25 protein-coding genes are annotated in these 23,752 nt (G+C 61.9%); 11 read left to right on the forward strand and 14 right to left on the reverse strand.

Annotated elements, in window-relative coordinates:
* Positions 1-70: 70 nt before the first annotated feature.
* The gene (locus Q8O96_RS13770) at positions 71-556 is read right to left on the reverse strand and encodes a peptidylprolyl isomerase (protein WP_102861169.1); all 486 of its coding nucleotides are present in this window, start codon (positions 554-556) and stop codon (positions 71-73) included.
* Here Q8O96_RS13770 and Q8O96_RS13775 point away from each other — a divergent pair.
* From Q8O96_RS13775 to Q8O96_RS13785, 3 genes are read left to right on the forward strand one after another with little or no spacing between them, the layout of a single operon-like run.
* On the forward strand, positions 525-863 hold the full coding sequence (locus Q8O96_RS13775; protein WP_102861709.1) for a DUF3565 domain-containing protein: 339 nt from the start codon (positions 525-527) through the stop codon (positions 861-863). The two genes, Q8O96_RS13770 and Q8O96_RS13775, sit on opposite strands and share 32 nt — an antisense overlap.
* Positions 864-920: 57 nt before the next feature.
* On the forward strand, positions 921-3,020 hold the full coding sequence (gene pta, locus Q8O96_RS13780; RefSeq protein WP_102861168.1) for a phosphate acetyltransferase: 2,100 nt from the start codon (positions 921-923) through the stop codon (positions 3,018-3,020).
* Positions 3,021-3,926 (forward strand): acyltransferase, encoded by a 906-nt coding sequence (locus Q8O96_RS13785; RefSeq protein ID WP_207167073.1) that lies wholly within the window; start codon positions 3,021-3,023, stop codon positions 3,924-3,926. It begins immediately after the preceding gene.
* Between the two features lie 120 nt (positions 3,927-4,046).
* On the opposite strand, the gene cysN is transcribed toward Q8O96_RS13785, so the two are convergent.
* The 3 genes from cysN to Q8O96_RS13800 all read right to left on the reverse strand — a co-directional run bounded on the left by cysN (position 4,047) and on the right by Q8O96_RS13800 (position 7,866).
* Positions 4,047-5,945, reverse strand: a complete 1,899-nt coding sequence (gene cysN / locus Q8O96_RS13790; RefSeq protein ID WP_250329075.1) for a sulfate adenylyltransferase subunit CysN — start codon at positions 5,943-5,945, stop codon at positions 4,047-4,049.
* A 9-nt stretch (positions 5,946-5,954) separates the two neighbouring features.
* Positions 5,955-6,872 (reverse strand): sulfate adenylyltransferase subunit CysD, encoded by a 918-nt coding sequence (cysD, locus tag Q8O96_RS13795; RefSeq protein WP_102861165.1) that lies wholly within the window; start codon positions 6,870-6,872, stop codon positions 5,955-5,957.
* 235 nt (positions 6,873-7,107) lie between these two features.
* Entirely contained in the window at positions 7,108-7,866 is a 759-nt protein-coding gene (locus Q8O96_RS13800) for a Nif3-like dinuclear metal center hexameric protein (protein ID WP_170001147.1), read from the reverse strand.
* A 102-nt stretch (positions 7,867-7,968) separates the two neighbouring features.
* Between Q8O96_RS13800 and algW the strand changes: the two genes are divergently transcribed.
* From algW to Q8O96_RS13815, 3 genes are all read left to right on the forward strand, one after another.
* Positions 7,969-9,123, forward strand: coding sequence for a Do family serine endopeptidase AlgW (gene algW / locus Q8O96_RS13805; RefSeq protein WP_305948959.1), 1,155 nt, complete (start codon positions 7,969-7,971; stop codon positions 9,121-9,123).
* An 85-nt stretch (positions 9,124-9,208) separates the two neighbouring features.
* On the forward strand, positions 9,209-11,314 hold the full coding sequence (locus Q8O96_RS13810) for a TonB-dependent siderophore receptor (protein ID WP_305948960.1): 2,106 nt from the start codon (positions 9,209-9,211) through the stop codon (positions 11,312-11,314).
* A 12-nt stretch (positions 11,315-11,326) separates the two neighbouring features.
* Positions 11,327-12,055 carry a DUF4198 domain-containing protein gene (locus tag Q8O96_RS13815; protein WP_305948961.1) on the forward strand — a complete coding sequence of 243 codons (729 nt, stop codon included), beginning with the start codon at positions 11,327-11,329 and terminating at the stop codon, positions 12,053-12,055.
* A gap of 89 nt (positions 12,056-12,144) precedes the next feature.
* Here the strand turns inward: Q8O96_RS13815 and hisC are convergent, their stop codons facing one another.
* The 10 genes from hisC to Q8O96_RS13865 all read right to left on the reverse strand — a co-directional run bounded on the left by hisC (position 12,145) and on the right by Q8O96_RS13865 (position 20,133).
* A complete protein-coding gene (gene hisC, locus Q8O96_RS13820) occupies positions 12,145-13,197 on the reverse strand; it encodes a histidinol-phosphate transaminase (RefSeq protein WP_305948962.1) in 1,053 nt (350 codons plus the stop codon).
* A gap of 2 nt (positions 13,198-13,199) precedes the next feature.
* Positions 13,200-14,528 (reverse strand): histidinol dehydrogenase, encoded by a 1,329-nt coding sequence (gene hisD / locus Q8O96_RS13825; RefSeq protein ID WP_047283941.1) that lies wholly within the window; start codon positions 14,526-14,528, stop codon positions 13,200-13,202.
* A gap of 154 nt (positions 14,529-14,682) precedes the next feature.
* Positions 14,683-15,318 (reverse strand): ATP phosphoribosyltransferase, encoded by a 636-nt coding sequence (hisG, locus tag Q8O96_RS13830; protein ID WP_016968619.1) that lies wholly within the window; start codon positions 15,316-15,318, stop codon positions 14,683-14,685.
* Positions 15,319-15,447: 129 nt separating this feature from the next.
* The gene (murA, locus tag Q8O96_RS13835) at positions 15,448-16,713 is read right to left on the reverse strand and encodes a UDP-N-acetylglucosamine 1-carboxyvinyltransferase (protein ID WP_102861160.1); all 1,266 of its coding nucleotides are present in this window, start codon (positions 16,711-16,713) and stop codon (positions 15,448-15,450) included.
* A 22-nt stretch (positions 16,714-16,735) separates the two neighbouring features.
* A complete protein-coding gene (locus Q8O96_RS13840; RefSeq protein WP_011059280.1) occupies positions 16,736-16,975 on the reverse strand; it encodes a BolA family protein in 240 nt (79 codons plus the stop codon).
* A 117-nt stretch (positions 16,976-17,092) separates the two neighbouring features.
* Positions 17,093-17,398, reverse strand: a complete 306-nt coding sequence (locus Q8O96_RS13845) for a lipid asymmetry maintenance protein MlaB (protein ID WP_102861159.1) — start codon at positions 17,396-17,398, stop codon at positions 17,093-17,095.
* Complete coding sequence (locus tag Q8O96_RS13850) at positions 17,395-18,048, reverse strand: phospholipid-binding protein MlaC (RefSeq protein WP_102861158.1); 654 nt, start codon at positions 18,046-18,048, stop codon at positions 17,395-17,397. Before Q8O96_RS13850 ends, Q8O96_RS13845 begins: the two co-directional genes overlap by 4 nt.
* An 11-nt stretch (positions 18,049-18,059) precedes the next feature.
* Positions 18,060-18,527, reverse strand: a complete 468-nt coding sequence (mlaD, locus tag Q8O96_RS13855; protein ID WP_011059277.1) for an outer membrane lipid asymmetry maintenance protein MlaD — start codon at positions 18,525-18,527, stop codon at positions 18,060-18,062.
* Positions 18,527-19,324, reverse strand: a complete 798-nt coding sequence (gene mlaE / locus Q8O96_RS13860; protein ID WP_102861157.1) for a lipid asymmetry maintenance ABC transporter permease subunit MlaE — start codon at positions 19,322-19,324, stop codon at positions 18,527-18,529. The genes mlaD and mlaE overlap by 1 nt, the downstream gene beginning before the upstream one ends.
* Positions 19,324-20,133: an ATP-binding cassette domain-containing protein gene (locus tag Q8O96_RS13865; RefSeq protein ID WP_102861156.1), complete on the reverse strand. Its 810-nt coding sequence runs from the start codon at positions 20,131-20,133 to the stop codon at positions 19,324-19,326. Before Q8O96_RS13865 ends, mlaE begins: the two co-directional genes overlap by 1 nt.
* Before the next feature lie 264 nt (positions 20,134-20,397).
* Here Q8O96_RS13865 and Q8O96_RS13870 point away from each other — a divergent pair, with 264 nt between their 5' ends.
* Genes Q8O96_RS13870 through lptB form a run of 5 tightly spaced genes read left to right on the forward strand, consistent with a single transcriptional unit; the run spans position 20,398 to position 23,735 of the window.
* Positions 20,398-21,372: a KpsF/GutQ family sugar-phosphate isomerase gene (locus Q8O96_RS13870; RefSeq protein WP_102861155.1), complete on the forward strand. Its 975-nt coding sequence runs from the start codon at positions 20,398-20,400 to the stop codon at positions 21,370-21,372.
* Positions 21,372-21,896, forward strand: a complete 525-nt coding sequence (locus tag Q8O96_RS13875) for an HAD family hydrolase (RefSeq protein WP_102861154.1) — start codon at positions 21,372-21,374, stop codon at positions 21,894-21,896. The genes Q8O96_RS13870 and Q8O96_RS13875 overlap by 1 nt, the downstream gene beginning before the upstream one ends.
* A gap of 9 nt (positions 21,897-21,905) precedes the next feature.
* Entirely contained in the window at positions 21,906-22,478 is a 573-nt protein-coding gene (gene lptC, locus Q8O96_RS13880; RefSeq protein WP_102861153.1) for an LPS export ABC transporter periplasmic protein LptC, read from the forward strand.
* A complete protein-coding gene (gene lptA / locus Q8O96_RS13885; RefSeq protein ID WP_102861152.1) occupies positions 22,465-23,010 on the forward strand; it encodes a lipopolysaccharide transport periplasmic protein LptA in 546 nt (181 codons plus the stop codon). The genes lptC and lptA overlap by 14 nt, the downstream gene beginning before the upstream one ends.
* Positions 23,010-23,735: an LPS export ABC transporter ATP-binding protein gene (gene lptB / locus Q8O96_RS13890; protein ID WP_011059270.1), complete on the forward strand. Its 726-nt coding sequence runs from the start codon at positions 23,010-23,012 to the stop codon at positions 23,733-23,735. Before lptA ends, lptB begins: the two co-directional genes overlap by 1 nt.
* The last annotated feature ends 17 nt before the right edge of the window (positions 23,736-23,752 follow it).

A 23,752-nucleotide genomic window follows, 5' to 3' on the forward strand; every position in this document is an offset into this window, starting at 1 on the left:
AGCCAAAAGCCGCGGACTAAAAAGGCGCCCTCGGGCGCCTCTCCAGTAAGCTTGAGCTTAGCGCAGAAAATCAGTGGTGATGGCCACCTTCGCCATGGACGTGACCATGAGCGACTTCTTCCTGGCTGGCATCACGGATGGCAACGATCTTGACCTGGAAGTTCAGGCGCTGACCGGCCAACGGGTGGTTGCCGTCTACGGTCACGTCGTCACCGTCCAGATCACGGATGGTCACGATCTGCATCTGGCCGTCCGGAGCGGACGCGTGGAACTGCATGCCCACTTCCAGTTCGTCGACGCCTTCGAACATGCTGCGGCTCAGGGTGCTGACCAGTTCGGCAGCGTATTCGCCGTAGGCATCTTCAGGTTCCACGGAGACGTTCAGTTCGTCACCGACTTGCTTGCCTTCCAGAGCCTTTTCCAGACCAGGAATGATGTTACCTGCGCCTTGCAGGTAAACCAGCGGGGCGCCGCCGGCAGAGCTGTCGATGACCTCACCAGCATCGTTGGTGAGGGTATAGTCGATGGAGACAGCCTTATTGGCGGCGATCAGCATGGGGCGGGACCTTTTGCATAAGAATGAAGAACGGGCAAGTTTAGCGAAGCAATCGCTCGAAAGCGAACGGAACCCGGACCAACGGAACGTGAAAAATCACTCGACAATCTGCGGTTTCCATCAGGACGAAGAGGGTCATTGGGTGGCCGAACTGTCCTGTGGGCATACCCAGCACCTGCGCCACTTGCCGCCCTGGCAATCCCGGGCCTGGGTGCTGGACCCGCAGTTGCGGGCGGAAAAAATAGGCCAGCGCTTTGACTGCGGCTGGTGTGCTCAAGCACCGGATAACGATAACCTTAGCGCCTGACGACCAGGCAGACGGCTGCAGACCGTCGCCTTTGCCATGCACCTTCTGAGAACTCGCATGCAAACTTTTTTTATCGCGCCCACCGATTTTGGTGTGGGTCTGACCTCCATCAGCCTCGGGCTGGTGCGTACCTTGGAACGGGCCGGCCTCAAGGTCGGCTTTTTCAAGCCCATTGCCCAGCCCCACCCCGGTGATACCGGCCCCGAGCGTTCCACCGAGCTGGTAGCCCGGACCCACGGCCTGAAGCCGCCACAACCCCTGGGGCTGGCCCATGTGGAGCGAATGCTCGGCGATGGCCAGCTGGATGAATTGCTGGAGGAAATCATCACCCTCTACCAGCAGGCCGCCATCGGCAAGGACGTGCTGATCGTCGAAGGCATGGTGCCGACCCGCAGCGCCAGCTACGCCGCCCGGGTCAACCTGCACCTGGCCAAAAGCCTGGATGCCGAAGTGATCCTGGTCTCTGCTCCGGAAAACGAAGTGCTCACCGAGCTGTCGGGACGGGTCGAGCTGCAGGCGCAGTTGTTCGGCGGCCCGCGAGACCCGAAAGTGCTGGGGGTGATCCTCAACAAAGTGCGTACCGACGAAAGCATGGAGGCGTTCTCCGCCCGTTTGAAGGAGCACTCGCCCTTGCTGCGCAGCGGCGACTTCCGCCTGCTGGGCTGCATTCCCTTCCAGCCGGAACTGAACGCACCGCGCACCCGCGACGTAGCCGACCTGATGGGCGCCCAGGTGCTCAATGCCGGGGACTATGAAACCCGGCGCATGACCAAGATCATCATTTGCGCCCGCACCATGCGCAACACCGTGGAACTGCTCAAGCCCGGCGTACTGGTGGTGACCCCGGGGGATCGCGACGACATCATCCTCGCCGTGAGTCTCGCGGCGATCAACGGTGTGCCCCTGGCCGGCCTGCTGCTGACCAGCGACACCCTGCCCGACCCGCGCATCATGGATCTGTGCCGTGGTGCCCTGAACGCCGGCCTGCCGGTACTGTCGGTCAGCACCGGGTCCTACGACACCGCCAACCAGCTCAATGGCCTGAACAAGGAAATCCCCATCGATGACCGCGAGCGCGCGGAAATCATCACCGACTTCGTCGCCAGCCACCTGGACGCCAACTGGCTGCACCAGCGCTGCGGCACTCCGCGGGAAATGCGCCTGTCGCCAGCGGTGTTCCGCTATCAGTTGATCCAGCGGGCACAGGACGCCAACAAGCGTATCGTCCTGCCCGAAGGCAGCGAACCCTTGACCGTACAGGCCGCCGCCATCTGCCAGGCCCGGGGCATCGCCCGTTGTGTACTGCTGGCCAAGCCAGAGGAAGTGCATGCGGTAGCCCGGGCCCAGGGCATCGAGTTGCCCGAAGGCCTGGAGATTCTCGACCCGGACCTGATTCGCGAGCGCTACGTGGAGCCCATGGTGGCCCTGCGCAAGAGCAAGAGCCTCAACGCCCCCATGGCCGAGCAGCAACTGGAGGACCCGGTGGTGATCGGCACCGTGATGCTGGCCCTGGATGAGGTGGATGGCCTGGTATCGGGGGTCATCCATTCCACCGCCAACACCATCCGCCCGGCCCTGCAACTGATCAAGACCGCCCCGGGCTGCACCCTGGTGTCCTCGGTTTTCTTCATGCTGTTCCCCGAGCAGGTGCTGGTCTACGGCGACTGCGTGATGAACCCGCACCCCAGCGCCAGCGAACTGGCGGAGATCGCCCTGCAGAGTGCCGACTCGGCGGCGGCGTTCGGCATTACCCCAAGAGTGGCCATGATCAGCTACTCCAGCGGCGACTCGGCCAGCGGCGAAGAAGTGGAGAAAGTCCGCGAGGCGACCCTGCTGGCCCATGAAGCCCAGCGTTCGCTGTTGATCGACGGCCCGCTGCAATACGATGCTGCGGCCAACGAAAACGTCGCCCGGCAACTGGCCCCCAACAGCCAGGTGGCAGGCAAGGCCACGGTTTTCGTGTTCCCCGACCTGAACACCGGCAACACCACCCACAAGGCCGTGCAACGCAGTGCCGATTGCGTGAGCCTGGGGCCGATGCTGCAAGGCCTGCGCAAGCCTGTTAACGACCTGCCTCGGGGCGCCCAGGTGGATGACATTGTCTACACCATCGCCCTGACCGCGATTCAAGCCGCCAACCGACCCATGGATGTCTAAATGCTGGAATTCCTACCTGCCGCCGTGCGCGGGATCATCGCTTCGATCCTGCTGGCGCTGAACACCATCCTGCTGTGCTCGTTCCTGTTCTGCGTGGCGATCTGCAAGGCCCTGCCCTTCGCCCTCACCCAGCGCTTCACCCACTGGCTGATGAACCACACCCACGAAGCCTGGATCAGCAATAACAAGGCCTGGATGCAGCTGGTGTGCCGCACCCGCTGGCACGTAAAAGGCCTTGAAGGCCTGGATTACCAGCACTCCTATCTGGTCACCAGCAACCACCAGAGCTGGGTCGACATCATGGTCCTGCAGTACGTGCTCAACCGCCGCATCCGCCCGCTGAAGTTCTTCCTCAAGCAGGAGCTGATCTGGGTGCCGGTGATTGGCCTGGCCTGGTGGGCCCTGGGCTTTCCGTTCATGAAGCGCTACTCCAAGGCCTACCTGGAAAAGCATCCGGAGAAAAAGGGCAAGGACCTGGAAACCACTCGCAAGACCTGCGCGAAGTTCCGCAACAACCCGGTGGGGATCTTCAACTTCGTCGAGGGCACGCGCTTCACCGAAGGCAAGCATGCCCAGCAACAGTCGCCGTTCCGCTACCTGCTCAAGCCCAAGGCCGGCGGCATCGCCTTTGTCCTGGATGCCATGGGCGAGCAATTGCAATCGATCATCGATGTGACCATCCACTACCCCGCTGGCCGGCCCGGTTTCTGGGACCTGCTGTGCGGCAGGGTCAAGGAGGTGGTGGTGCGCTTTGAGGAAGTGCAGATTCCACCGCAGTTCATTGGCAAGAATTACGAGCAGGACACGACCTATCGCCAGGCATTCCAGGGCTGGATCAACCAGCAGTGGCTGGACAAGGACGCGCTGCTGGAAGAACTGCATCGCGAGTATCCGGCAAAGCCCTGAGGGCCTGTTCGCTGGCAGGCCAGCGCCTGCGCAGCTGCACCGTCCTGGCCGGCTGACGCTATCGGCAGCGCACAAAAAAGCCCGCAGCCGATCACTCGGCTGCGGGCTTTTTGCTACGGCTTAGATCACGCCGCGGCCACGCAACAGGTCCAGCACCTGCTTGACGCTCTCTTCCACCGACAGCGCCTGGGTATCGATCACCAGATCGGCGTTGAGCGGAACGTCATAGGGGAAGGACTCGCCCGGGATGTTGTCCCCAGCGGCAGCGTACAGGCCTTGAGGATCACGCTCAGCGCACACCGCAGGCGATGCCTGGACATACACCGTCAACAGACGATCCTTGCCGATCAGGTCCTTGGCCTGCTCGCGCCCTTCGGCACTCGGCGCCACGAACGCGGCCAGGGTCAGCAGGCCAGCTTCGTTGAACTGCCGGGCCACGTGAGCCGCACGGCGCCAGTTCTCGGTACGCCCGGCACGATCCTGTGGCAGGCCTTTGTTCAAGTCATGCCGCAGGTTCTGGCCATCGAGCACATACACCGCACGGCCCATGTCGAACAGCTTGCGTTCCACCGCGTAGGCCAGGGTGCTCTTGCCCGCGCCCGACAGGCCGCTGAACAGCACGGTGGCCGGTTGCTGGCCGAAGCGCTGGGCACGCTCTTCGGTGGCCACATGGGCCAGCTTGCCATGGTGTGTGGCGCTGCCATGGGCCACTGGCTGGGCGATGATCATGCCGGCGCCGACGGTGCCGTTGGTCAAGCGGTCGATAACGATGAAAGCACCGGTGGTGCGGTTGCTCTCGTAGCCATCCAGGGCAATCGGCGCGTCGAGGCTGATCTTGACCTTGCCGATCTCGTTCAGTTGCAGCGCGCTGGCCGCGCCCTCTTCCAGGGTGTTCACATCGATCTTGTGATTGATGCTGGCAATCGAACCCGGCACGTAACTGGTGGCGCGCTTGATGTCGTACTTCTTGCCCGGCAGCATCGGTTCTTCAGCCATCCACACCAGCATGGCTTCGAAGCTGTCGGTGACCGGCGGCACGTTGTCGGCATGCACCAGCAGGTCGCCGCGGGAGATGTCGATCTCGTCTTCCATGGTCAGGGTCACGGCCTGGCCTGGACCGGCCTGCTCCAGCTCGCCCTCGAAGGTGACGATGGACTTGACCCGGCTGCTCTTGCCCGACGGCAGCACCACGACTTCGTCGCCCTTGTGCACGATGCCGCTGGCCAGGGTGCCGGCAAAACCACGGAAGTTCAGGTTCGGACGGTTGACGTACTGCACCGGGAAACGCAGGTCGGTGAAGTTGCGGTCACCCGCCACTTCCACAGTCTCGAGAATTTCCATCAGCGACTGGCCGGTGTACCAGGGCGAACGCTCGCTCTTGTTCACCACGTTGTCGCCCTTGAGGGCCGACATTGGCACGAAGTGCAGGCTGGTGGGCTGGATCTTCAAACCCTGGGCAAACTTCAGGTAGTCGGCCTTGATCGACTCGAACACACCTTCATCGAAGTCCTTGAGGTCCATCTTGTTGATGGCCACGACGATGTGCTTGATGCCCAGCAGGGAGGCGATGAAGCTGTGACGACGGGTCTGGGTCTGCACACCGTAGCGGGCGTCCACCAGGATGATCGCCAGGTCACAGGTGGAAGCACCGGTGGCCATGTTGCGGGTGTACTGCTCATGGCCGGGGGTGTCGGCGATGATGAACTTGCGCTTGGCGGTGGAGAAATAACGATAGGCGACATCGATGGTGATGCCCTGCTCGCGCTCGGCCTGCAAGCCATCGACCAGCAACGCCAGGTCGATGTCGTCACCGGTGGTGCCGACCTTCTTCGAATCCCGGGTAATGGCTTCCAGATGGTCTTCGTAGATCATCTTCGAGTCGTGCAGCAGACGCCCGATCAGGGTGCTCTTGCCGTCGTCGACGTTACCGCAGGTGAGAAAGCGCAGCAGCTCTTTGCGTTCGTGCTGGCCCAGGTAAGCGAGGATGTCCTCGCTGATCAAATCAGATTGATGCGACATGACAGCCCCTTAGAAATAACCCTGACGTTTTTTATCTTCCATCGAGCCGGCGCCATCGTGGTCGATGACCCGACCCTGGCGCTCGGAAGTTCGCGTCAGGAGCATTTCCTGGATGATGTCCGTCAGGCTCTCGGCCTCGGACTCCACCGCGCCCGTCAACGGGTAGCAGCCAAGGGTACGGAAACGCACTTTCTTCTTGACGATGCGGGCTTTCTCTTCATCGGACAGATGCTCGAGGATGCGCTGGTCATCGATCATGATCAGGGTGCCGTTCTTCTCGATCACTTCACGCTCGGCGGCGAAGTACAGCGGCACGATCGGGATGCCTTCCAGGTAGATGTACTGCCAGATGTCCAGCTCGGTCCAGTTGGACAGCGGGAACACGCGGATCGACTCGCCCTTGTTGACCTTGCCGTTGTAGACGTTCCACAGCTCGGGGCGCTGGTTCTTCGGGTCCCAGCGGTGCTTGCTGTCGCGGAACGAGTAGACGCGCTCCTTGGCGCGGGACTTCTCTTCATCGCGACGGGCACCGCCGAATGCGGCGTCGAAACCGTACTTGTCCAGAGCCTGCTTGAGGCCCTCGGTCTTCATGATGTCGGTGTGCTTGGCACTGCCGTGGGTGAACGGGTTGATGCCCTGGGCCACGCCATCCGGGTTGACGTGGGTGATCAGGTCCAGCCCCAGTTCCTCGACCATGCGATCGCGGAACTTGTACATTTCCTGGAATTTCCACTGGGTATCGACGTGCATCACCGGGAACGGCAGCTTGCCGGGGAAGAACGCCTTGCGGGCCAGATGCAACATCACGGCGGAGTCTTTACCGATGGAGTACAGCATCACCGGGTTGTCGAACTCGGCGGCCACCTCGCGGATGATGTGGATGCTTTCCGCCTCCAGCTGTTTCAGATGCGTCAGTTTGTCGACCATGGCTACTCACGAAAGCTTTCTTATGGACGGCCAGCGGGCCGTGTTCGAGCGGGGCATGCTAGCACAGCGACCTGCTTCTAATCAGGACGCCAACTAGAACGAAACGGTATATGAATATACCGCTCCGTTAGCCCCCAAACGCCCCTCTGTAGGAGCTGGCTTGCCAGCGAAGGCGCTTGCAAGCGCACTTCAGGGCTGAAGATCTTTTTGCCGGCAAGCCGGCTCCTGCACGGGGTCAGATCGGGTTGGGGCAGTCGATGAACAGATGCTCCAGGGCGAAGCGCCGGGCCAGGTAGTCGCCCAGGGCCTGGACGCCATAACGCTCAGTGGCGTGGTGACCGGCAGCAATGAAGCTGATGTCGTTTTCCCGGGCGCTGTGGAAGGTCTGTTCCGAAGCCTCACCACTCAGGTACAGGTCGACGCCGGCCTGGACCGCCTGGTCGATGTAGCCCTGGCCGCCGCCGGTGCACCAGCCGACCCGACGGATCATCTCGCTGCCTTCGATCAGCAAGGGTTCGCGGCCCATCACTTCTTGCACCCGCCGGGCAAAGTCCCGCGCCGTCATGGGTTCGCTGAGGGAACCGACCAGACCGACGACCTTGGGGTTCTCCGGGTCCAATGGGCCTTCCACGGTGATATCCAACTGCCGGGCCAACTGCACGTTGTTGCCCACCTCCGAGTGCAGGTCCAGGGGCAGGTGATAGGCCAAGAGGCTGATGTCGTGCCTGAGCAGGGTTTTCAACCTACGCTGCTTCATTCCGGTGATGCAGGGGTTCTCGCCTTTCCAGAAGTAGCCGTGATGCACCAGCACCAGATCGGCCTTGGCCTCCACGGCTGCGTCCAGCAACGCCTGGCTGGCGGTCACGCCACTGACGATGCGCATCACCTGCGGGCGTCCTTCGACTTGCAAACCATTGGGGCAATAGTCGGCGATACGTGAACTGCCCAGGTAGCGGTCCGCTTCTTCCACCAGTGTGCTCAGGGCAACGGCCATAAAAGACTCCTAAATATCCCGTTCAGAGGCGCGCGCGGCCTCGTATAATGCGCGACATTATGGGCCGTGCGCAGCCCTTCGTAACCACCCAGGACTTGCTCAATGCTCAAGGCTCTGCGTTTTTTTGGCTGGCCGCTACTGGCCGGCGTGCTTATCGCGTTGTTGATTATTCAGCGTTATCCGCAATGGGTCGGGCTACCCAGCCTGGACGTCAACCTGCAGCAAGCTCCGCAAACCACCAGTACCCAGCAGGGGCCAGTCTCCTACGCCGATGCGGTACTGATTGCCGCGCCCGCGGTGGTCAACCTGTACACCACCAAAGTGATCAACAAACCCGCGCATCCGCTGTTTGAAGACCCGCAGTTCCGGCGTTTCTTCGGCGACAACCTGCCCAAGCAGCAGCGCATGGAGTCAAGCCTGGGTTCCGGGGTGATCATGAGCCCCGAAGGCTACCTGCTGACCAACAACCACGTGACCTCCGGCGCCGAGCAGATCGTGGTGGCGCTCAAGGATGGCCGTGAAACCCTGGCAAGGGTCATCGGCAGCGATCCGGAAACCGATCTGGCGGTACTCAAGATCGACTTGAAAAAACTGCCTTCGATCACCGTCGGCCGCTCGGAAAGCGTCCGTGTCGGTGATGTCGCCCTGGCCATCGGCAACCCGTTCGGGGTCGGCCAGACCGTGACCATGGGCATCATCAGCGCCACCGGGCGCAACCAGTTGGGCCTGAACAACTACGAAGACTTCATCCAGACCGATGCCGCGATCAACCCAGGCAACTCCGGTGGCGCACTGGTAGACGCCAACGGCAACCTGACCGGGATCAACACCGCCATCTTCTCCAAGTCCGGCGGTTCCCAGGGCATCGGCTTCGCGATCCCGATCAAACTGGCCATGGAGGTGATGAAGTCGATCATCGAGCATGGCCAGGTGATCCGGGGCTGGCTGGGCATCGAAGTGCAGCCGCTGACCCAGGAGCTGGCAGAGTCCTTCGGCCTGGCCGGGCGGCCTGGAATCGTGGTGGCCGGGATCTTCCGCGACGGTCCGGCGCAGAAGGCCGGTATGCAGCTGGGTGATGTGATCCTCAGCATCGACGGCGAACCCGCCGGCGATGGTCGTCGCTCGATGAATCAGGTGGCGCGGATCAAGCCGACGGACAAAGTCTCGATCCAGGTCATGCGCAACGGCAAGGAACTCAAGCTGACCGCAGAAATCGGCCTGCGTCCACCGCCCGCACCGGTCAAAGAAGAAAAGTGAATGTGCGCCCGGCCATGCCGGGCTAACAACATACATTCTCATCAGTCATGTTATATTGTTTCAATATTGCTATTGGAACAGCCCGATGACGTCCCGAAAAATCCTCCCCTTGGCAGGCCTGACCCTGGGCCTGCTGGCAGACCCGCTGCTTGCCGAAGAACCGCAGTCGCTGGAACTTGAAACCACCCGCATCACCACCGAATACGAGTCTGCCAGCGGCCCGGTCAAAGGTTACCGGGCTACTCGCTCGGCCAGCGCCACCAAGACTGACACGGCAATCCGCGATATCCCGCAGTCCATCAGCGTGATCCCCGCCAGCGTGCTCAAGGACCTGGGCAGCAGTAACGTCGAGCGAGCCCTGGAGTTCGCCGGCGGAGTCTCCAAGCAGAACAACTTCGGCGGCCTGACCCTGTATGAATACAGCGTGCGCGGCTTCACCACCTCGGAGTTCTACAAGGACGGTTTCAGCGCCAATCGCGGTTATCCCAGCACCCCGGATGCGGCCAATATCGAACGCATCGAAGTGCTCAAGGGACCGGCGGCCAGCCTTTATGGCCGGGGCGATCCCGGCGGCACGGTGAACATCGTCACCAAGAAACCTCAGCCCGAAGCCTTCGCCACCCTGCAGACCAGCGCCGGCAGCTGGGACCGCTACCGCACCGCCCTGGACCTCAACACCCCGCTGGATGACCAGGGCAACCTGCTGTCCCGGGTCAACCTGGCGGTGGAGGACAACCACAGCTTCCGCGACCATGTGGACAGCCGCCGGTTGTTCGTCGCCCCCTCCTTCAGTTGGCAGCTGAACCCGGACACCAGCCTCCTGGTGGAGAGCGAGTTCGTGCGCCACAGCTCGACCTTCGACCGCGGCATCGTCGCGCCCAACAATCGCCGGAGCGGCGTCTCGCGCTCGACCTTCCTCGGTGAACCCAACGACGGCAACATCGACAACCACAACACCATGCTCCAGGCCGCCCTGGAACATCACCTCAACGACAGCTGGAAGCTGCGCCTGGCCAGCCACTACAAGGAAGGCAAGTTGTGGGGCTTTGCCTCGGAAACCCGCCCGTTGAATGCCGACCAGCACACCGTCAACCGGCGCTATCGCGAGCGCGACAACAACTGGCACGACAGCATCACCCAACTGGAACTGCGCGGCCTGTTCGACATCGGCAGTTGGCAGCACGAACTGCTGATCGGCAGCGAATACGAGAACTACCGCAAGAACGAGCGGGTCACCACCCTCGCCGGCGGCGCCTACGCTGTCGACATCTACGACCCGATCTACGGCCAGGCCAAGCCCAACGGCAAACGTTCCGGCACGGACTTTTTCGAACATGTCGAAAGCCAGGCCCTCAACCTGCAGGACCAGATTGTCTTCAACGACCGCTTGCGCGGCATGCTCGGCGCCCGCTTTGAACACTTCGAGCAACGGATCGACGACCACACCACCGGCAAGCGCAGCCGCCAGAGCCACGACGCCCTGACCCAGCGCGCCGGCCTGCTCTATCAACTGACTCCGCAGTTGGGCCTGTTCGCCAACGCCTCCACCTCGTTCAAGCCCAACAACGGGCTGGATGCGGCCGGCAAGACCTTCAAGCCCGAGGAAGGGGTCGGTTATGAAGTGGGGATCAAGAGCGAGCTGTTCGACGAACGCCTGAGCGCCACCCTCGCCGCCTTCCATATCGACAAGGAAAACGTCCTGGCCCTGGACCCCGGCACCGACTCCAGCCGCGCCGTGGGCAAGGCCCGCAGCCAGGGCTTCGACGTGCAAGTGACCGGCCAGTTGAGCGATGCGGTGCGGGTGATTGGTGCCTATGCGCTGATCGATGCCGAGGTCACCAAGGGCGATCGGGCGATCCCCGCCGGCAGTCGCATACTCGGCGTGGCCAAGCACAGTGGCAGCCTGTTGGGCGTCTATGAGTTCCAGGACGGACGACTCAAAGGCTCGGACGTCGGCGCCGCCCTGACCTACGTCGGCGATCGCTCGGGCGAGGCCGGAGGCCGCTTCGAGTTGCCCGCCTACCGCACCCTGGACTTGCTGGCCCACTACAAGGCCAGTGACAACCTGACCCTGGGCCTGAACCTGAACAACCTGTTCGACGAGAAGTACTACGAGCGCTCCTACAGCAACTACTGGGTCACGCCCGGCGAGCCGCGCAACTTCACCGTCAGCCTGACACTCAACCTGTAGCCGGAAATCGCCATGCACAATCTCAAATCAATCGCCCTGCTGGGCCTGCTCGCCACCCTGGGTACCACCCAGGCCTCGGCCCACGGTCTGTGGACCGAACAGCGCCGCGGCAATATCGAAGTGATCTACGGCCACGGAGCCGAAGACGACGCCTTCAAGGCCAAGAAGGTCAGTGGTGCCTGGGCCTACGACGCCGCAGCCAGAATGATTCCGGTGAGCGTGCAACGCCTGGCCGACCACGCGCGCCTGCAACCACTCAAGCCAGCGGCGGTGCTGGCCGTGGCGCTGGACAACGGTCCGTGGTCGCAAACGGCGGACAAACGCTGGGGCAACCAGGGGCGCAGCAAAGTCCCGGGGGCCATCGCCTCGACCCACACCTTCAAGTACAGCCTGGCGATCTATCAAGCGGGGGCGAAGCTGCCCAAGCTGGAACAGCTCAAGCTGCTGATCCTGCCGGAAGTCGACCCGCTGACCGTGGGCCAGGGCAATAGCCTGCCGGTACGGGTACTGCTGGATGGGCAGCCCGTGGCTGGGGTCAAGTTGATCGGCGACTACCGCAATGCACCGAGCACCCTGAGCACCGAAACCGATGCCCAGGGACGCGCTCAAGTGTTGGTGAGAAATGAAGGCTTGAACGTGATTGCCGCAGAGCTTGAAGTACCGCTCAAGGACGACCCGGATGTGGCTTCACGCGGCCTGTTCAGCTCCCTGACCTTCCTCGGCGAGCCGCACCACGAGTGAGAGCAGCCGCGGGCTGCAGCTACAAGCTTGTAGCTGCAAGCCAGAGGCTCCAAGCATTGGCTCTGGGCTTCTAACTTGCAGCCTGCGGCTTAAAGCTGCCCCAACCCGTCGATCAGCGCCTGGTTCTGCTCCGGCGTGCCGATGCTGATGCGCAGGAATTGGGCAATCCGTTCCTGCTTGAAGTGACGCACGATCACCCCTTGCTCACGCAGCTTGGCCGCCAGGCCGGCTGCGTCGTGCTGCGGGTGGCGGGCAAAGATGAAGTTGGCCGCCGACGGCAATACTTCAAAACCCTTGGCCTGCAACTGCGCCACCACCCACTCGCGGCTGTCGATCACCAGCTGACAGGTCTTGGCAAAGTACTCGTGGTCCTCGAAGGCCGCCGCTGCACCCACAATGGCCAGGCGATCCAGCGGGTAGGAGTTGAAGCTGTTCTTGATCCGCTCCAGGGCCTCGATCAGGTCCGGATGCCCCACTGCCAGGCCCACCCGCAAGCCGGCCAGGGAGCGCGACTTGGACAGCGTCTGGGTCACCAGCAGGTTGGGGTAGCGGTCCACCAGGCTGATGGCGGTCTGGCCGCCGAAGTCGATATAGGCTTCGTCCACGACCACCACCGAATCCGGGCTGGCCTGGAGGATCTGCTCCACCGCGTCCAGGGCCAGCAGGCAGCCGGTGGGCGCATTCGGGTTGGGGAAGATGATCCCGCCGTTGGGCTGGGCGTAGTCGGCCACACGGATCTGGAACTGTTCGTCCAGGGGCACCGCCTGGTAGTCGATGCCGTACAGGCCGCAATACACCGGGTAGAAGCTGTAGCTGATGTCCGGGAACAGCAGCGGCTTATCCTGCTGCAGCAGGCCATGGAAAATGTGCGCCAGGACTTCGTCGGAACCGTTGCCGAGGAACACCTGATTGCCCTGCACCCCGTAATAGCGGGCCACCGCCTGCTTGAGCAGGTCGCTGTTGGGATCGGGATACAGGCGCAGGTTGTCGTTGAGCTCGGCCTGCATCGCCGCCAGGGCCTTGGGCGACGGGCCATAGGGGTTTTCGTTGGTGTTGAGCTTGACCAGCTTGGTCAGCTTGGGTTGCTCGCCCGGCACGTAGGGCACCAGGTTCTTGACGAACGGACTCCAGAATTTGCTCATGTTCATTGCCCCTGATCTTGGTCGTCGACGATGCGGTATTCGGCGCTGCGGGCGTGGGCGGTCAGTGACTCGCCACGGGCCAGCACCGAGGCGGTCCGGCCCAGCTCGGACGCGCCCTGCTCGGAGCAGAAAATGATCGACGAGCGTTTCTGGAAGTCATACACCCCCAGCGGTGAGGAGAAACGCGCAGTACCGGACGTCGGCAGCACGTGGTTCGGCCCGGCGCAGTAATCGCCCAGCGCCTCGGAGGTGTGACGGCCCATGAAGATCGCCCCGGCGTGGCGGATCTGCGGCAGCCAGGCTTGCGGGTCGGCCACCGACAACTCCAGGTGCTCGGGGGCAATGCGGTTGGCCACGTCCATGGCTTGCTGCATGTCGCGAACCTGGATCAGGGCGCCACGGCCATTGATCGAGGTGTTGATGATTTCCGCGCGCTCCATGGTCGGCAGCAGCTTGGCGATGCTCGCCGCCACCTTGTCCAGGAACTCGGCGTCCGGGCTGACCAGGATTGCCTGGGCGTCTTCGTCGTGCTCGGCCTGGGAGAACAGGTCCATGGCGATCCAGTCCGGATCGGTCTGGCCGTCACAGACCACAAGGATCTCCGACGGACCGGCGATCATGTCGATCCCGACCTGGCCGAACACATGGCGCTTGGCAGTGGCCACATAGATGTTGCCCGGGCCGACCACCTTGTCCACCTGAGGCACGCTTTCGGTGCCGTAGGCCAGCGCGGCCACGGCCTGGGCGCCACCGATGGTGAACACCCGGTCAACCCCGGCGATGCAGGCAGCGGCCAGTACCAGCTCGTTGACTTCACCACGGGGGGTCGGCACCACCATCACCACCTCGGTCACGCCCGCCACCTTGGCCGGGATCGCGTTCATCAGCACCGATGACGGGTAAGACGCCTTGCCCCCCGGTACATACAGGCCGGCGCGGTCCAGCGGCGTGACCTTCTGGCCCAGCACCGTGCCGTCGGCCTCGGTGTAGCTCCAGGAGTCCTGCTTCTGCTTCTCGTGGTAGCTGCGCACCCGCGCCGCGGCCTTCTCCAGGGCTTCGCGCTGGGCCACGGTGATTCGGGTCAGGGCCAGTTCCAGGCGCTCGCGCGGCAGGATCAGGTCGGCCATGGAGGCCACTTGCAGGCCGTCGAAACGCTGGGTGAACTCCACCAGCGCCGCATCGCCGCGCTCGCGCACGGCCTTGATGATGTCCAGCACCCGCTGATTGACCGAATCGTCAGAGACACTTTCCCAGCTCAGCAGATGATCCAGATGACGGGCGAAATCCGGGTCGGCAGCGTTGAGTCGGCGAATTGCAGTCGGAGCGGTCATAGCGAAGGCCTCAATGATTGGCGAGTGCACAAAAGGGCAAGCTTGGATTTGCAAAGCTCAGGCGCCGCAAGACTACCAAGCCATCCGCGTGGGCACCTGAGCATTCTGGCTATGACGCGGATAGATGGGCGCGGCTCAAGGCCACGCATGTGAATCAGCCGCGGTGTCGCGATTCCACTGCCTTGCGCAGGGTATCGATCAACGCCTGGATACGGGCGTGCTGCATCTTCATCGATGCCTTGTTGACCACCAGGCGGGAGCTGATGGTAGCGATCAGTTCCTGGGGCTCCAGGCCGTTGGCCCGCAGGGTGTTGCCGGTGTCGACCACGTCGATGATCTTGTCCGCCAGACCGATCAGCGGCGCCAGCTCCATCGAGCCGTAAAGCTTGATGATGTCCACCTGGCGGCCCTGTTCGGCGTAGTAACGCTTGGCCACGTTGACGAACTTGGTGGCCACGCGCAGGCGCCCCTTGGGTTCGACGGCGCCAATCGCACCGGCAGTCATCAGCTTGCACTGGGCAATCTGCAGGTCCAGCGGTTCGTACAGGCCCTGGCCGGAGTACTCCATCAGGACGTCCTTGCCGGCCACCCCGAGGTCGGCGGCGCCATGCTCGACATAGGTCGGTACGTCAGTGGCACGCACGATCAGCAGGCGAACGTCGTCCTGGGTCGTGGGGATGATCAGTTTGCGGCTCTTGTCCGGATTCTCGGTTGGCACGATGCCCGCTTCAGCCAGAAGCGGCAGCGTGTCGTCGAGGATACGGCCCTTGGACAGTGCGATGGTCAACATGAGTAACGTAAGTCCTTATGCGGCGACTGATGCCCGGACGCAAACGGCGCCAGACATGCGTCGAGCCTGAAGACAGGCTCGACGTGGAACTGATTCAGCGTTGGGCACCTCCCTGTGCCCGTCATGCAACTAGCCCGGTACGCGGCGGATCTTGGCGCCAAGCATCTGCAGCTTCTCTTCGATGCACTCGTAACCACGGTCGATGTGGTAGATGCGGTCGATCAGGGTGTCGCCTTCGGCCATCAGGGCCGAGATCACCAGGCTGGCCGAGGCCCGCAGGTCGGTGGCCATGACTGGCGCGCCCTTGAGGATCTCGGTGCCGGTAACGATCGCGGTGTTGCCTTCGACCTGGATCTTGGCGCCCATGCGGTGCAGCTCGTACACGTGCATGAAGCGGTTTTCGAAGATGGTCTCGATGACCGCGCCCGTGCCTTCGGCAATCGCGTTCAGGGAAATGAACTGCGCTTGCATGTCGGTCGGGAACGCCGGGTACGGAGCAGTACGCACGTTGACCGCCTTGGGGCGCTTGCCATGCATGTTCAGCTCGATCCAGTCGCTGCCGGTGGTAACCTCAGCGCCCGCTTCCTTGAGCTTTTCCAGAACGGCTTCAAGGATAGTCGGATCGGTGTCCTTGACCTTGACCCGGCCGCCGGTGACGGCTGCGGCCACCAGGTAGGTACCGGTTTCGATACGGTCAGGCATCACTTTGTAGATCGCCGAATGCAGACGCTCGACACCATCGATGGTGATGGTGTCGGTGCCAGCGCCGGAAATCTTCGCACCCATGGCGATCAGGAAGTTCGCCAGGTCGACGACTTCAGGTTCGCGGGCGGCGTTCTGCAGCACGCTGCGACCCTTGGCCAGGGCAGCGGCCATCATGATGTTCTCGGTACCGGTCACACTCACGGTATCGAAGAAGAAGTTAGCACCGCGCAGGCCGCCTTCAGGCGCCTTGGCCTTGATGTAGCCGCCCTCGACATCGATCACCGCGCCCATGGCTTCCAGGCCGCGAATGTGCAGGTCCACTGGACGCGAACCGATGGCGCAACCGCCAGGCAGGGCCACTTCGGCTTCGCCGAAACGGGCAACCATCGGCCCCAGGACCAGGATCGAGGCGCGCATGGTTTTCACCAGCTCGTACGGCGCCACCAGGGTCTTGATGGTGCGCGGATCGATTTCGACGCTCAGTTTCTCGTCGATCACCGGCTCGATGCCCATGCGACCGAACAGCTCGATCATGGTGGTGATGTCGTGCAGGTGCGGGAGGTTGGCCACGGTGACCGGGCCATCGCACAGCAGGGTTGCTGCCAGAATCGGCAGCGCGGAGTTCTTGGCCCCGGAAATGCGGATCTCGCCATCAAGGCGAACGCCGCCGGTAATAATCAATTTATCCATAACAGTCTCGACGCCCTTGGGCTCAGGTGCGCTCGGCCCAGGCCGCGCGGCTGAAAAATTTCATAGTGATCGCGTGGATGCTGCCATCGGCAATCCATGGATTCAAATGGGCATAGATGCTCTGCTGACGCTTCACCGGGCTCAAGGCCGACAGTTCGTCGCTAATCACGTTCAGCTGAAAGTTGCAGCCTTCGCCCTCAACTTCTACCTGAGCTCCGGGCAGCTTTCCCTCAAGAAAGCTCTTCACTTCGTTGGCCTGCATGCTCAACCTCAATCGGCGCCCTGTGCGCGCGGGTCGGACATCATACAAAAAAGCCCCGCGCCTGCGAACCCCGCATAGCAGGACTCTGACGGGGGGCTTCTATATAGATGTGGGTTACTACGGATGGAGAAGGATCTCGGTGACCCCGGATACTTCGGCAATTTCTCGCATGTCTTCGGGCAAGGCACGAACACTCACTGCCTTGCCCAGGTCCTGGGCATCACGCATGAAGGCCAGCAGCAGGGCCAGGCCGACACTGCTGGACTTTTCCACCGCCGAGCAATCCAGCACCAACGCCGCAGCGCTGCTCGACTTGATCAATGCCTGGCCCTGCTTGCGCAGACCCGGGCCGCTGCGGTAATCCAGCACACCGCTGATCAGCAACTCCCCGGCGTCCCCGAGGCGTACGGCGGACTCGCTCATTGCGCAACCTTATCTGCGGCGTCTTCGGTCACTTCCTTGGCCTTGGCCACTTCGCCGGCCCAGCCGTCGATGGTCTTGTCCAGGTTGTTGCCGTTACGCTGCATGGCATCGGCGAACTGATCACGGAACAGCTTGCCGATATTGATGCCGTTGATAATCACGTTACGCACTTTCCACTCGTCGTTGATCTTCTCCAGGGTGTAGGACACCGGGTAGATCGCGCCGTTGTTGCCCTTGACCTGCATATCCACGCTGGTACGGGTACCGCTTTCATCCTTGGCCGGAGAAACAGTGATGCCCTGGTTGTTGTACTCCAGCAAGGCATTGCCATAGAACTGCATGAGGCTGCGCTTGAAGTTTTCCTGGAAGCGCGCCATCTGCTCCGGAGTGGCCTTGCGCGAATACTTCACGGTCATGATGCTGCGGGAGATGCCATCGGCGTCCACCACCGGACCGACAATACCGTTCAAGGCGTTGTAGAAGTCGTTCGGGCTTTGCTTGTACTTCTCTTTATTGGCCGCCAGATCCGCCAGCAGACGGGTGGTCGTATCCTGCACCAGATCATGCGCGGAAGGCGTGCTTGCCGCATTGGCCAGCAACGGCAGGGCCGCCAGCAGGACCAACAAGCCACGTCGCAAGATAGAGATCATCGAAAAACTCCTCATTTGGCGTCTTTGCTAACGGTATTGAGCAGGAATTTACCGATCAGGTCCTCCAGCACCAGCGACGACTGGGTGTCGTGGATGGTTCCACCATCCTTGAGCAAGGCTTCTTCCCCGCCCACGCTGATACCGATGTACTTCTCACCCAACAGGCCAGCCGTCAGGATAGATGCAGTGGAGTCGGTCGGCAGATTATCCACACGCTTTTCCAGTTGCATCGTCACCCGGCCGGTGAAGCTGTCACGGTCCAGATCGATCGCTGTAACCTTGCCGATGGTCACACCGGCCATGGTCACCTTAGCTCTGACCGTCAAACCGGCGATATTGTCGAAGTAGGCGTAAAGTTTATAGGTATCGGTGCTCGCAGTCGGAGACAAGCCACTGACCCGCAGGGCAAGCAACAGCAAAGCCAGGATGCCGGCCAGCAGAAAAAGGCCGACACCGATTTCCAGGGTGCGGTTTTGCATCAGAAATCTCCAAACATCAAGGCGGTCAGAATAAAGTCCAAGCCGAGTACGGCCAACGAGGCATACACCACGGTCTTGGTAGTGGCACGGCTGATCCCCTCTGAAGTGGGCTCACAGTCGTAGCCTTGGAATACGGCGATCCAGGTCACTACAAACGCAAAAACAATACTTTTGATCACACCGTTGAGCACGTCACCGGTGAAGGTCACGCTGTTCTGCATGTTCGCCCAGTAGGAACCGTCATAGACGCCCAGCCAGTCGACAGCCACCCAGGAACCGCCCCAGATTCCCACCACGCTGAAAATCATCGCCAGCAACGGCAGGGAAATGAAGCCGGCCCACAAGCGCGGCGCAATGATGTACTTGAGTGGATCGACCCCGATCATCTCCAGGCTGGAGAGTTGCTCGGTGGACTTCATGTTGCCGATTTCCGCGGTCAGCGCCGACCCGGCACGACCGGCGAACAGCAACGCAGTCACCACCGGCCCCAACTCCCGCAGCAAGGTCAGGGCAACCATTTGCCCGACGGCCTGCTCCGAACCGTAGCTGGACAGAATGTTGAAGCCCTGCAGCGCCAACACCATGCCGATGAAGATCCCGGACACGACGATGATCACCAGGGACATCACGCCCACCGAATGCAGTTGCTTGACCAGCAGGCCAAAACTGCCGCCAATGCCGCCGCGCCCCAGCAACGCATGAAACAGGAACAGCGTGGAGCGCCCCAGTACCGCCAGGACATCGATGCCCGAGCGACCGAAGAGGCGAACCCTCTCGATTAGCGATATTTTGCGCATCAGCGCTTCCCCAGAAGATCTGCGCGGTAGTCCGTCGCTGGAAAGTGAAACGGCACTGGGCCGTCGGGATCGCCCTTCATGAATTGACGGATACGCGGATTGTCGGAGTCCATCAGTTCGTCAGGAGTTCCCTGCCCCAATACCTGGCCATCGCCGACCACATAGAGGTAATCGGCAATGCTCGCGGTTTCCGCAAGATCGTGGGACACAACGATACTGGTAATGCCCAGGGCATCGTTGAGCAGGCGAATCAAGCGCACCAGGACGCCCATGGCAATCGGGTCCTGGCCCACGAAAGGCTCGTCGTACATGAGAATCTGAGGGTCCAGGGCGATGGCCCGGGCCAGGGCGACCCGACGCTTCATGCCGCCGGACAGCTCGTCAGGCATCAGGTCGACGGCACCGCGCAGGCCCACCGCCTGTAGCTTGAGCAGCACGATGTCACGAATCATTTCGTCCGGCAGCTCGGTATGTACCCGCAGCGGAAAGGCCACGTTCTCGAACACGTCCAGGTCGGTGAACAGCGCACCGCTCTGGAACAGAACGCCCATTTGCTTGCGTGCATCGAACAGATCGCTGCGCGAGAGGGTCGGCAGATTCTGGCCGTTGACCCACACTTCGCCGCTGCTGGGCCGCAATTGCATGCCCATCAAGCGCAACAGGGTGGTTTTTCCGCAGCCTGAAGGCCCCATGATGCCGGTGACCTTGCCCCGCGGAATACGGATATCCACGTTATTGAAAATGCTGCGCGTACCGCGCTTGAAGGACAGTCCCTTCAGCTCGACCGCGTAGGCGTTATCGGCACTCATCTAAACTCCTTGCGATGCAGCCTATCACTCGGACGCTTGGCTCCCTGCCGGGAGTACGTGCCCCTGGGCAGGCCGAACTGGCGGCGAACTATATCACTGCTGATACGGAGCCCCCAAGGCCGAAGCCGTGAACGTTCAGGTCCAAGACAGGCAAAATCGGAGGAATCCTAATACCGGCCAGATAAAGGCTGACGAACTTGCGTGAGGGATTTGTTCATTACCGCTATAATCGCCGCCTTTTCATCGGGCTATACGATTTCAGACATGAGCCAATCCAGCGACCTGATTCAATCAGCACAACGCACCATCCGCCTCGAACTTCAGGCCGTAGAAGGCTTGCTGCCCCATATCGATGCAGATTTCGTACGCGCTTGCGAGATGATTCTGGCCAGTAAAGGCCGCGTGGTAGTGGTCGGCATGGGCAAGTCCGGGCACGTCGGCAACAAGATCGCCGCCACCCTGGCCAGCACCGGCACCACGGCTTTCTTTGTCCACCCGGCTGAAGCCAGTCATGGCGACATGGGCATGATCACTCGCGACGACGTGATCCTGGCCCTCTCCAACTCCGGCTCCACCAACGAAATCGTCACCCTGCTGCCCTTGATCAAGCGCCTGGGCATCCAGTTGATCAGCCTGACCGGCAACCCTGACTCGCCGCTGGCCAAGGCCGCCGACGTCAACCTCAATGTGCATGTCGAACACGAGGCCTGCCCGCTGAACCTGGCGCCGACCTCCTCGACCACTGCCGCCCTGGTCATGGGCGATGCCCTGGCCGTGGCCCTGCTGGAAGCTCGCGGGTTCACCGCCGAAGACTTCGCTTTCTCCCATCCCGGAGGCGCCCTGGGCCGCCGTCTGCTGCTCAAGGTGGAGAATGTGATGCATGAAGGCACCGAGTTGCCGCAGGTGCAAAGGGGCACCCTGCTCAAGGACGCGCTCATGGAGATGACCCGCAAGGGCCTGGGCATGACCGTGATCCTGGAGGCCGATGGCCGCCTGGCCGGGATCTTCACCGACGGCGACTTGCGCCGCACCCTGGATCGCGCCATCGATATTCATCACGCCACCATCGACTCGGTCATGACTCCTCACGGCAAGACGGCACGCGCCGATATGCTGGCAGCCGAAGCCCTGAAGATCATGGAAGACCATAAAATCAGCGCCCTGGTGGTGGTGGACAAGGAAGACCGGCCGATCGGTGCCTTGAACATGCACGATCTGCTGCGCGCGGGAGTGATGTAATGAGTGCCGACCTGCTGCAACGCGGTAAAAACATCAAGCTGGCGGTTTTCGACGTCGACGGCGTACTGACCGACGGTCGCCTGTACTTCCTTGAGGACGGCAGCGAGTTCAAGACGTTCAATACCCTCGACGGCCAAGGCATCAAGATGCTCATGGCCGCCGGGGTGCAAACGGCGATCATCAGCGGGCGCAAGACCCCCGTGGTGGAGCGCCGGGCCAAGAACCTGGGGATTCCCCACCTGTACCAGGGTCGTGAAGACAAGCTGGTGGTGCTGGACGAACTTCTTGCCCAACTAGGCCTAAGCTATGAACAGGTCGCCTATCTGGGCGACGACCTGCCCGACCTGCCGGTGATCCGCCGTGTCGGCCTGGGCATGGCGGTGGCCAACGCAGCCGGCTTTGTCCGCGAACACGCCCATGGCATTACTGTAGCCCGCGGTGGCGAAGGCGCTGCCCGCGAGTTCTGCGAGCTGATCCTGCAAGCCCAGGACCGCCTTGAAGCAGCCAACGCCGCTTATTTATAGAGCCCTCCCATGCTGAGTAAAAAGATTCGCAACATCCTGATATTCGGGATCATCGCCCTGCTGTTCGCGGCGGTCGGTTACTGGAACATCAGCCCTGAGCGCTTCCTAGACAAGCCGGTAGTGCAGGTCGACGACAACGCCATCGACTATTACGTGATCAACGCCCGCAGCGTGCAGTACCTGCCTGACGGCAAGCTGCAGTACGAAATGACCTCGGACAAAGTGGAGCACGTCAAGGCCAGCGAAGTGACGCTGCTGACCAAGCCGGACCTGCAGATGTACCGCGGCACCACTTTCCCCTGGCACGTCCAGAGCGAGCGCGGCGAAGTCAATCCGGACGGCACCGAGGTCGAGCTGATCGATTCGGTACGGGTTTCCCGCACTGATGAGCGCAACCGCAACCTGCTGATCACCACCAGCCGCATGACAGTATTCCCGCAGAAGCAATATGCGCAGACCGAGCAAGCCGTTAGAATCGACGGCGCCGGCGGCGTGACTACGGCCAAGGGAATGAAAGCGTATTTGAAAGACGGCAGGATGAACCTGCTATCGAACGTAAGAGGACAGTATGAGGCTCGTTAAAACCCTCCCTATTTTGCTCAGTCTGGGCGCAGCACTGGGAAGCGTGAGCGCCTGGGCTCTGCCGAACGATAGCCAACAGCCAATCCGCATCCAGGCCGACGACGCCCAGTTGGACGACAAGAACGGCGTAGCCACCTACAAGGGCGATGTGATCATCACCCAGGGTTCGATGAAGATCACTGGCAACACCGTGACCATCACCCGAGCCCAGAGCGGCGAAATCGACGTAGTGACGTCGGTGGGCAACCTCGCCTACTTCGAGCAACTGCAGAAGCAGACCGACCCGAAACCGGTTCAGGCCTACGCTGTGACCATCCAGTACCACGCTCAGCAGAATCGCATCGTGCTGATCGACAAAGCCAAGGTCATCAACGACGGCAACACCACCGAAGGCGAGAAGATCGTCTACGACACCGTCAAGCAAGTGGCTAACGCCGGTCGCGCCAATGGCAGCTCGGTCACCGCGCCACGTCCGCGGATCGACATGGTCATCCAGCCGAAAAAGAAAACCGACGAGCAAAAGGCCCAGTAATGGCAACTCTGAAAGCTCAGCACCTGGCCAAGAGCTACAAGAGCCGTCAGGTCGTGCGTGACGTCAGCCTGTCCATCGACAGCGGCCAGATCGTCGGCCTGCTCGGCCCCAACGGCGCCGGCAAGACCACCTGTTTCTACATGATCGTCGGCCTGGTCCAGGCCGATCAGGGTCGCGTCCTGATCGACGACCTGGATGTCAGCCACCAACCGATGCACGGTCGCGCCCGCGCCGGCATCGGCTACCTGCCACAGGAAGCCTCGATCTTCCGCAAGCTGTCGGTGGCCGACAACATCATGGCCATCCTCGAGACCCGCAAGGAACTCGACAAGGCCGGCCGTCGCCAGGAACTGGAAAGCCTGCTGCAGGAGTTCCACATCAACCATATCCGCGACAACCTCGGCATGAGCCTGTCCGGTGGTGAGCGCCGTCGCGTGGAAATCGCCCGCGCCCTGGCCACCGCGCCCAAGTTCATCCTGCTGGACGAACCCTTCGCCGGCGTGGACCCGATCTCGGTCGGCGATATCAAGCAGATCATCCATCACCTGAAGGCCAAGGGCATCGGGGTGCTGATCACCGACCACAATGTCCGCGAAACCCTGGACATCTGTGAAACCGCCTATATCGTCAATGACGGGCAACTGATTGCCGAAGGCGACTCCGAGACCATCCTGGCCAACGAATTGGTCAAGGAAGTCTACCTGGGCCATGAGTTCCGCCTGTAAAGGCTGAGGTGTCGGGC

This window comes from Pseudomonas sp. LPH60 (genome assembly GCF_030718165.1).
Lineage (GTDB): Bacteria > Pseudomonadota > Gammaproteobacteria > Pseudomonadales > Pseudomonadaceae > Aquipseudomonas > Aquipseudomonas danubii.

Excerpts from the sequence above, each read along its gene's own strand:
- Q8O96_RS13775 (WP_102861709.1), top strand. The coding sequence starts at position 525 with ATGGAGACAGCCTTATTGGCGGCGATCAGCATGGGGCGGGACCTTTTG.
- Q8O96_RS13770 (WP_102861169.1), bottom strand. The coding sequence starts at position 556 with ATGCTGATCGCCGCCAATAAGGCTGTCTCCATCGACTATACCCTCACC.
- pta (WP_102861168.1), top strand. The coding sequence starts at position 921 with ATGCAAACTTTTTTTATCGCGCCCACCGATTTTGGTGTGGGTCTGACC.
- Q8O96_RS13785 (WP_207167073.1), top strand. The coding sequence starts at position 3,021 with ATGCTGGAATTCCTACCTGCCGCCGTGCGCGGGATCATCGCTTCGATC.
- cysN (WP_250329075.1), bottom strand. The coding sequence starts at position 5,945 with ATGTCGCATCAATCTGATTTGATCAGCGAGGACATCCTCGCTTACCTG.
- cysD (WP_102861165.1), bottom strand. The coding sequence starts at position 6,872 with ATGGTCGACAAACTGACGCATCTGAAACAGCTGGAGGCGGAAAGCATC.
- Q8O96_RS13800 (WP_170001147.1), bottom strand. The coding sequence starts at position 7,866 with ATGGCCGTTGCCCTGAGCACACTGGTGGAAGAAGCGGACCGCTACCTG.
- algW (WP_305948959.1), top strand. The coding sequence starts at position 7,969 with ATGCTCAAGGCTCTGCGTTTTTTTGGCTGGCCGCTACTGGCCGGCGTG.
- Q8O96_RS13810 (WP_305948960.1), top strand. The coding sequence starts at position 9,209 with ATGACGTCCCGAAAAATCCTCCCCTTGGCAGGCCTGACCCTGGGCCTG.
- Q8O96_RS13815 (WP_305948961.1), top strand. The coding sequence starts at position 11,327 with ATGCACAATCTCAAATCAATCGCCCTGCTGGGCCTGCTCGCCACCCTG.
- hisC (WP_305948962.1), bottom strand. The coding sequence starts at position 13,197 with ATGAGCAAATTCTGGAGTCCGTTCGTCAAGAACCTGGTGCCCTACGTG.
- hisD (WP_047283941.1), bottom strand. The coding sequence starts at position 14,528 with ATGACCGCTCCGACTGCAATTCGCCGACTCAACGCTGCCGACCCGGAT.
- hisG (WP_016968619.1), bottom strand. The coding sequence starts at position 15,318 with ATGTTGACCATCGCACTGTCCAAGGGCCGTATCCTCGACGACACGCTG.
- murA (WP_102861160.1), bottom strand. The coding sequence starts at position 16,713 with ATGGATAAATTGATTATTACCGGCGGCGTTCGCCTTGATGGCGAGATC.
- Q8O96_RS13840 (WP_011059280.1), bottom strand. The coding sequence starts at position 16,975 with ATGCAGGCCAACGAAGTGAAGAGCTTTCTTGAGGGAAAGCTGCCCGGA.
- Q8O96_RS13845 (WP_102861159.1), bottom strand. The coding sequence starts at position 17,398 with ATGAGCGAGTCCGCCGTACGCCTCGGGGACGCCGGGGAGTTGCTGATC.
- Q8O96_RS13850 (WP_102861158.1), bottom strand. The coding sequence starts at position 18,048 with ATGATCTCTATCTTGCGACGTGGCTTGTTGGTCCTGCTGGCGGCCCTG.
- mlaD (WP_011059277.1), bottom strand. The coding sequence starts at position 18,527 with ATGCAAAACCGCACCCTGGAAATCGGTGTCGGCCTTTTTCTGCTGGCC.
- mlaE (WP_102861157.1), bottom strand. The coding sequence starts at position 19,324 with ATGCGCAAAATATCGCTAATCGAGAGGGTTCGCCTCTTCGGTCGCTCG.
- Q8O96_RS13865 (WP_102861156.1), bottom strand. The coding sequence starts at position 20,133 with ATGAGTGCCGATAACGCCTACGCGGTCGAGCTGAAGGGACTGTCCTTC.
- Q8O96_RS13870 (WP_102861155.1), top strand. The coding sequence starts at position 20,398 with ATGAGCCAATCCAGCGACCTGATTCAATCAGCACAACGCACCATCCGC.
- Q8O96_RS13875 (WP_102861154.1), top strand. The coding sequence starts at position 21,372 with ATGAGTGCCGACCTGCTGCAACGCGGTAAAAACATCAAGCTGGCGGTT.
- lptC (WP_102861153.1), top strand. The coding sequence starts at position 21,906 with ATGCTGAGTAAAAAGATTCGCAACATCCTGATATTCGGGATCATCGCC.
- lptA (WP_102861152.1), top strand. The coding sequence starts at position 22,465 with ATGAGGCTCGTTAAAACCCTCCCTATTTTGCTCAGTCTGGGCGCAGCA.
- lptB (WP_011059270.1), top strand. The coding sequence starts at position 23,010 with ATGGCAACTCTGAAAGCTCAGCACCTGGCCAAGAGCTACAAGAGCCGT.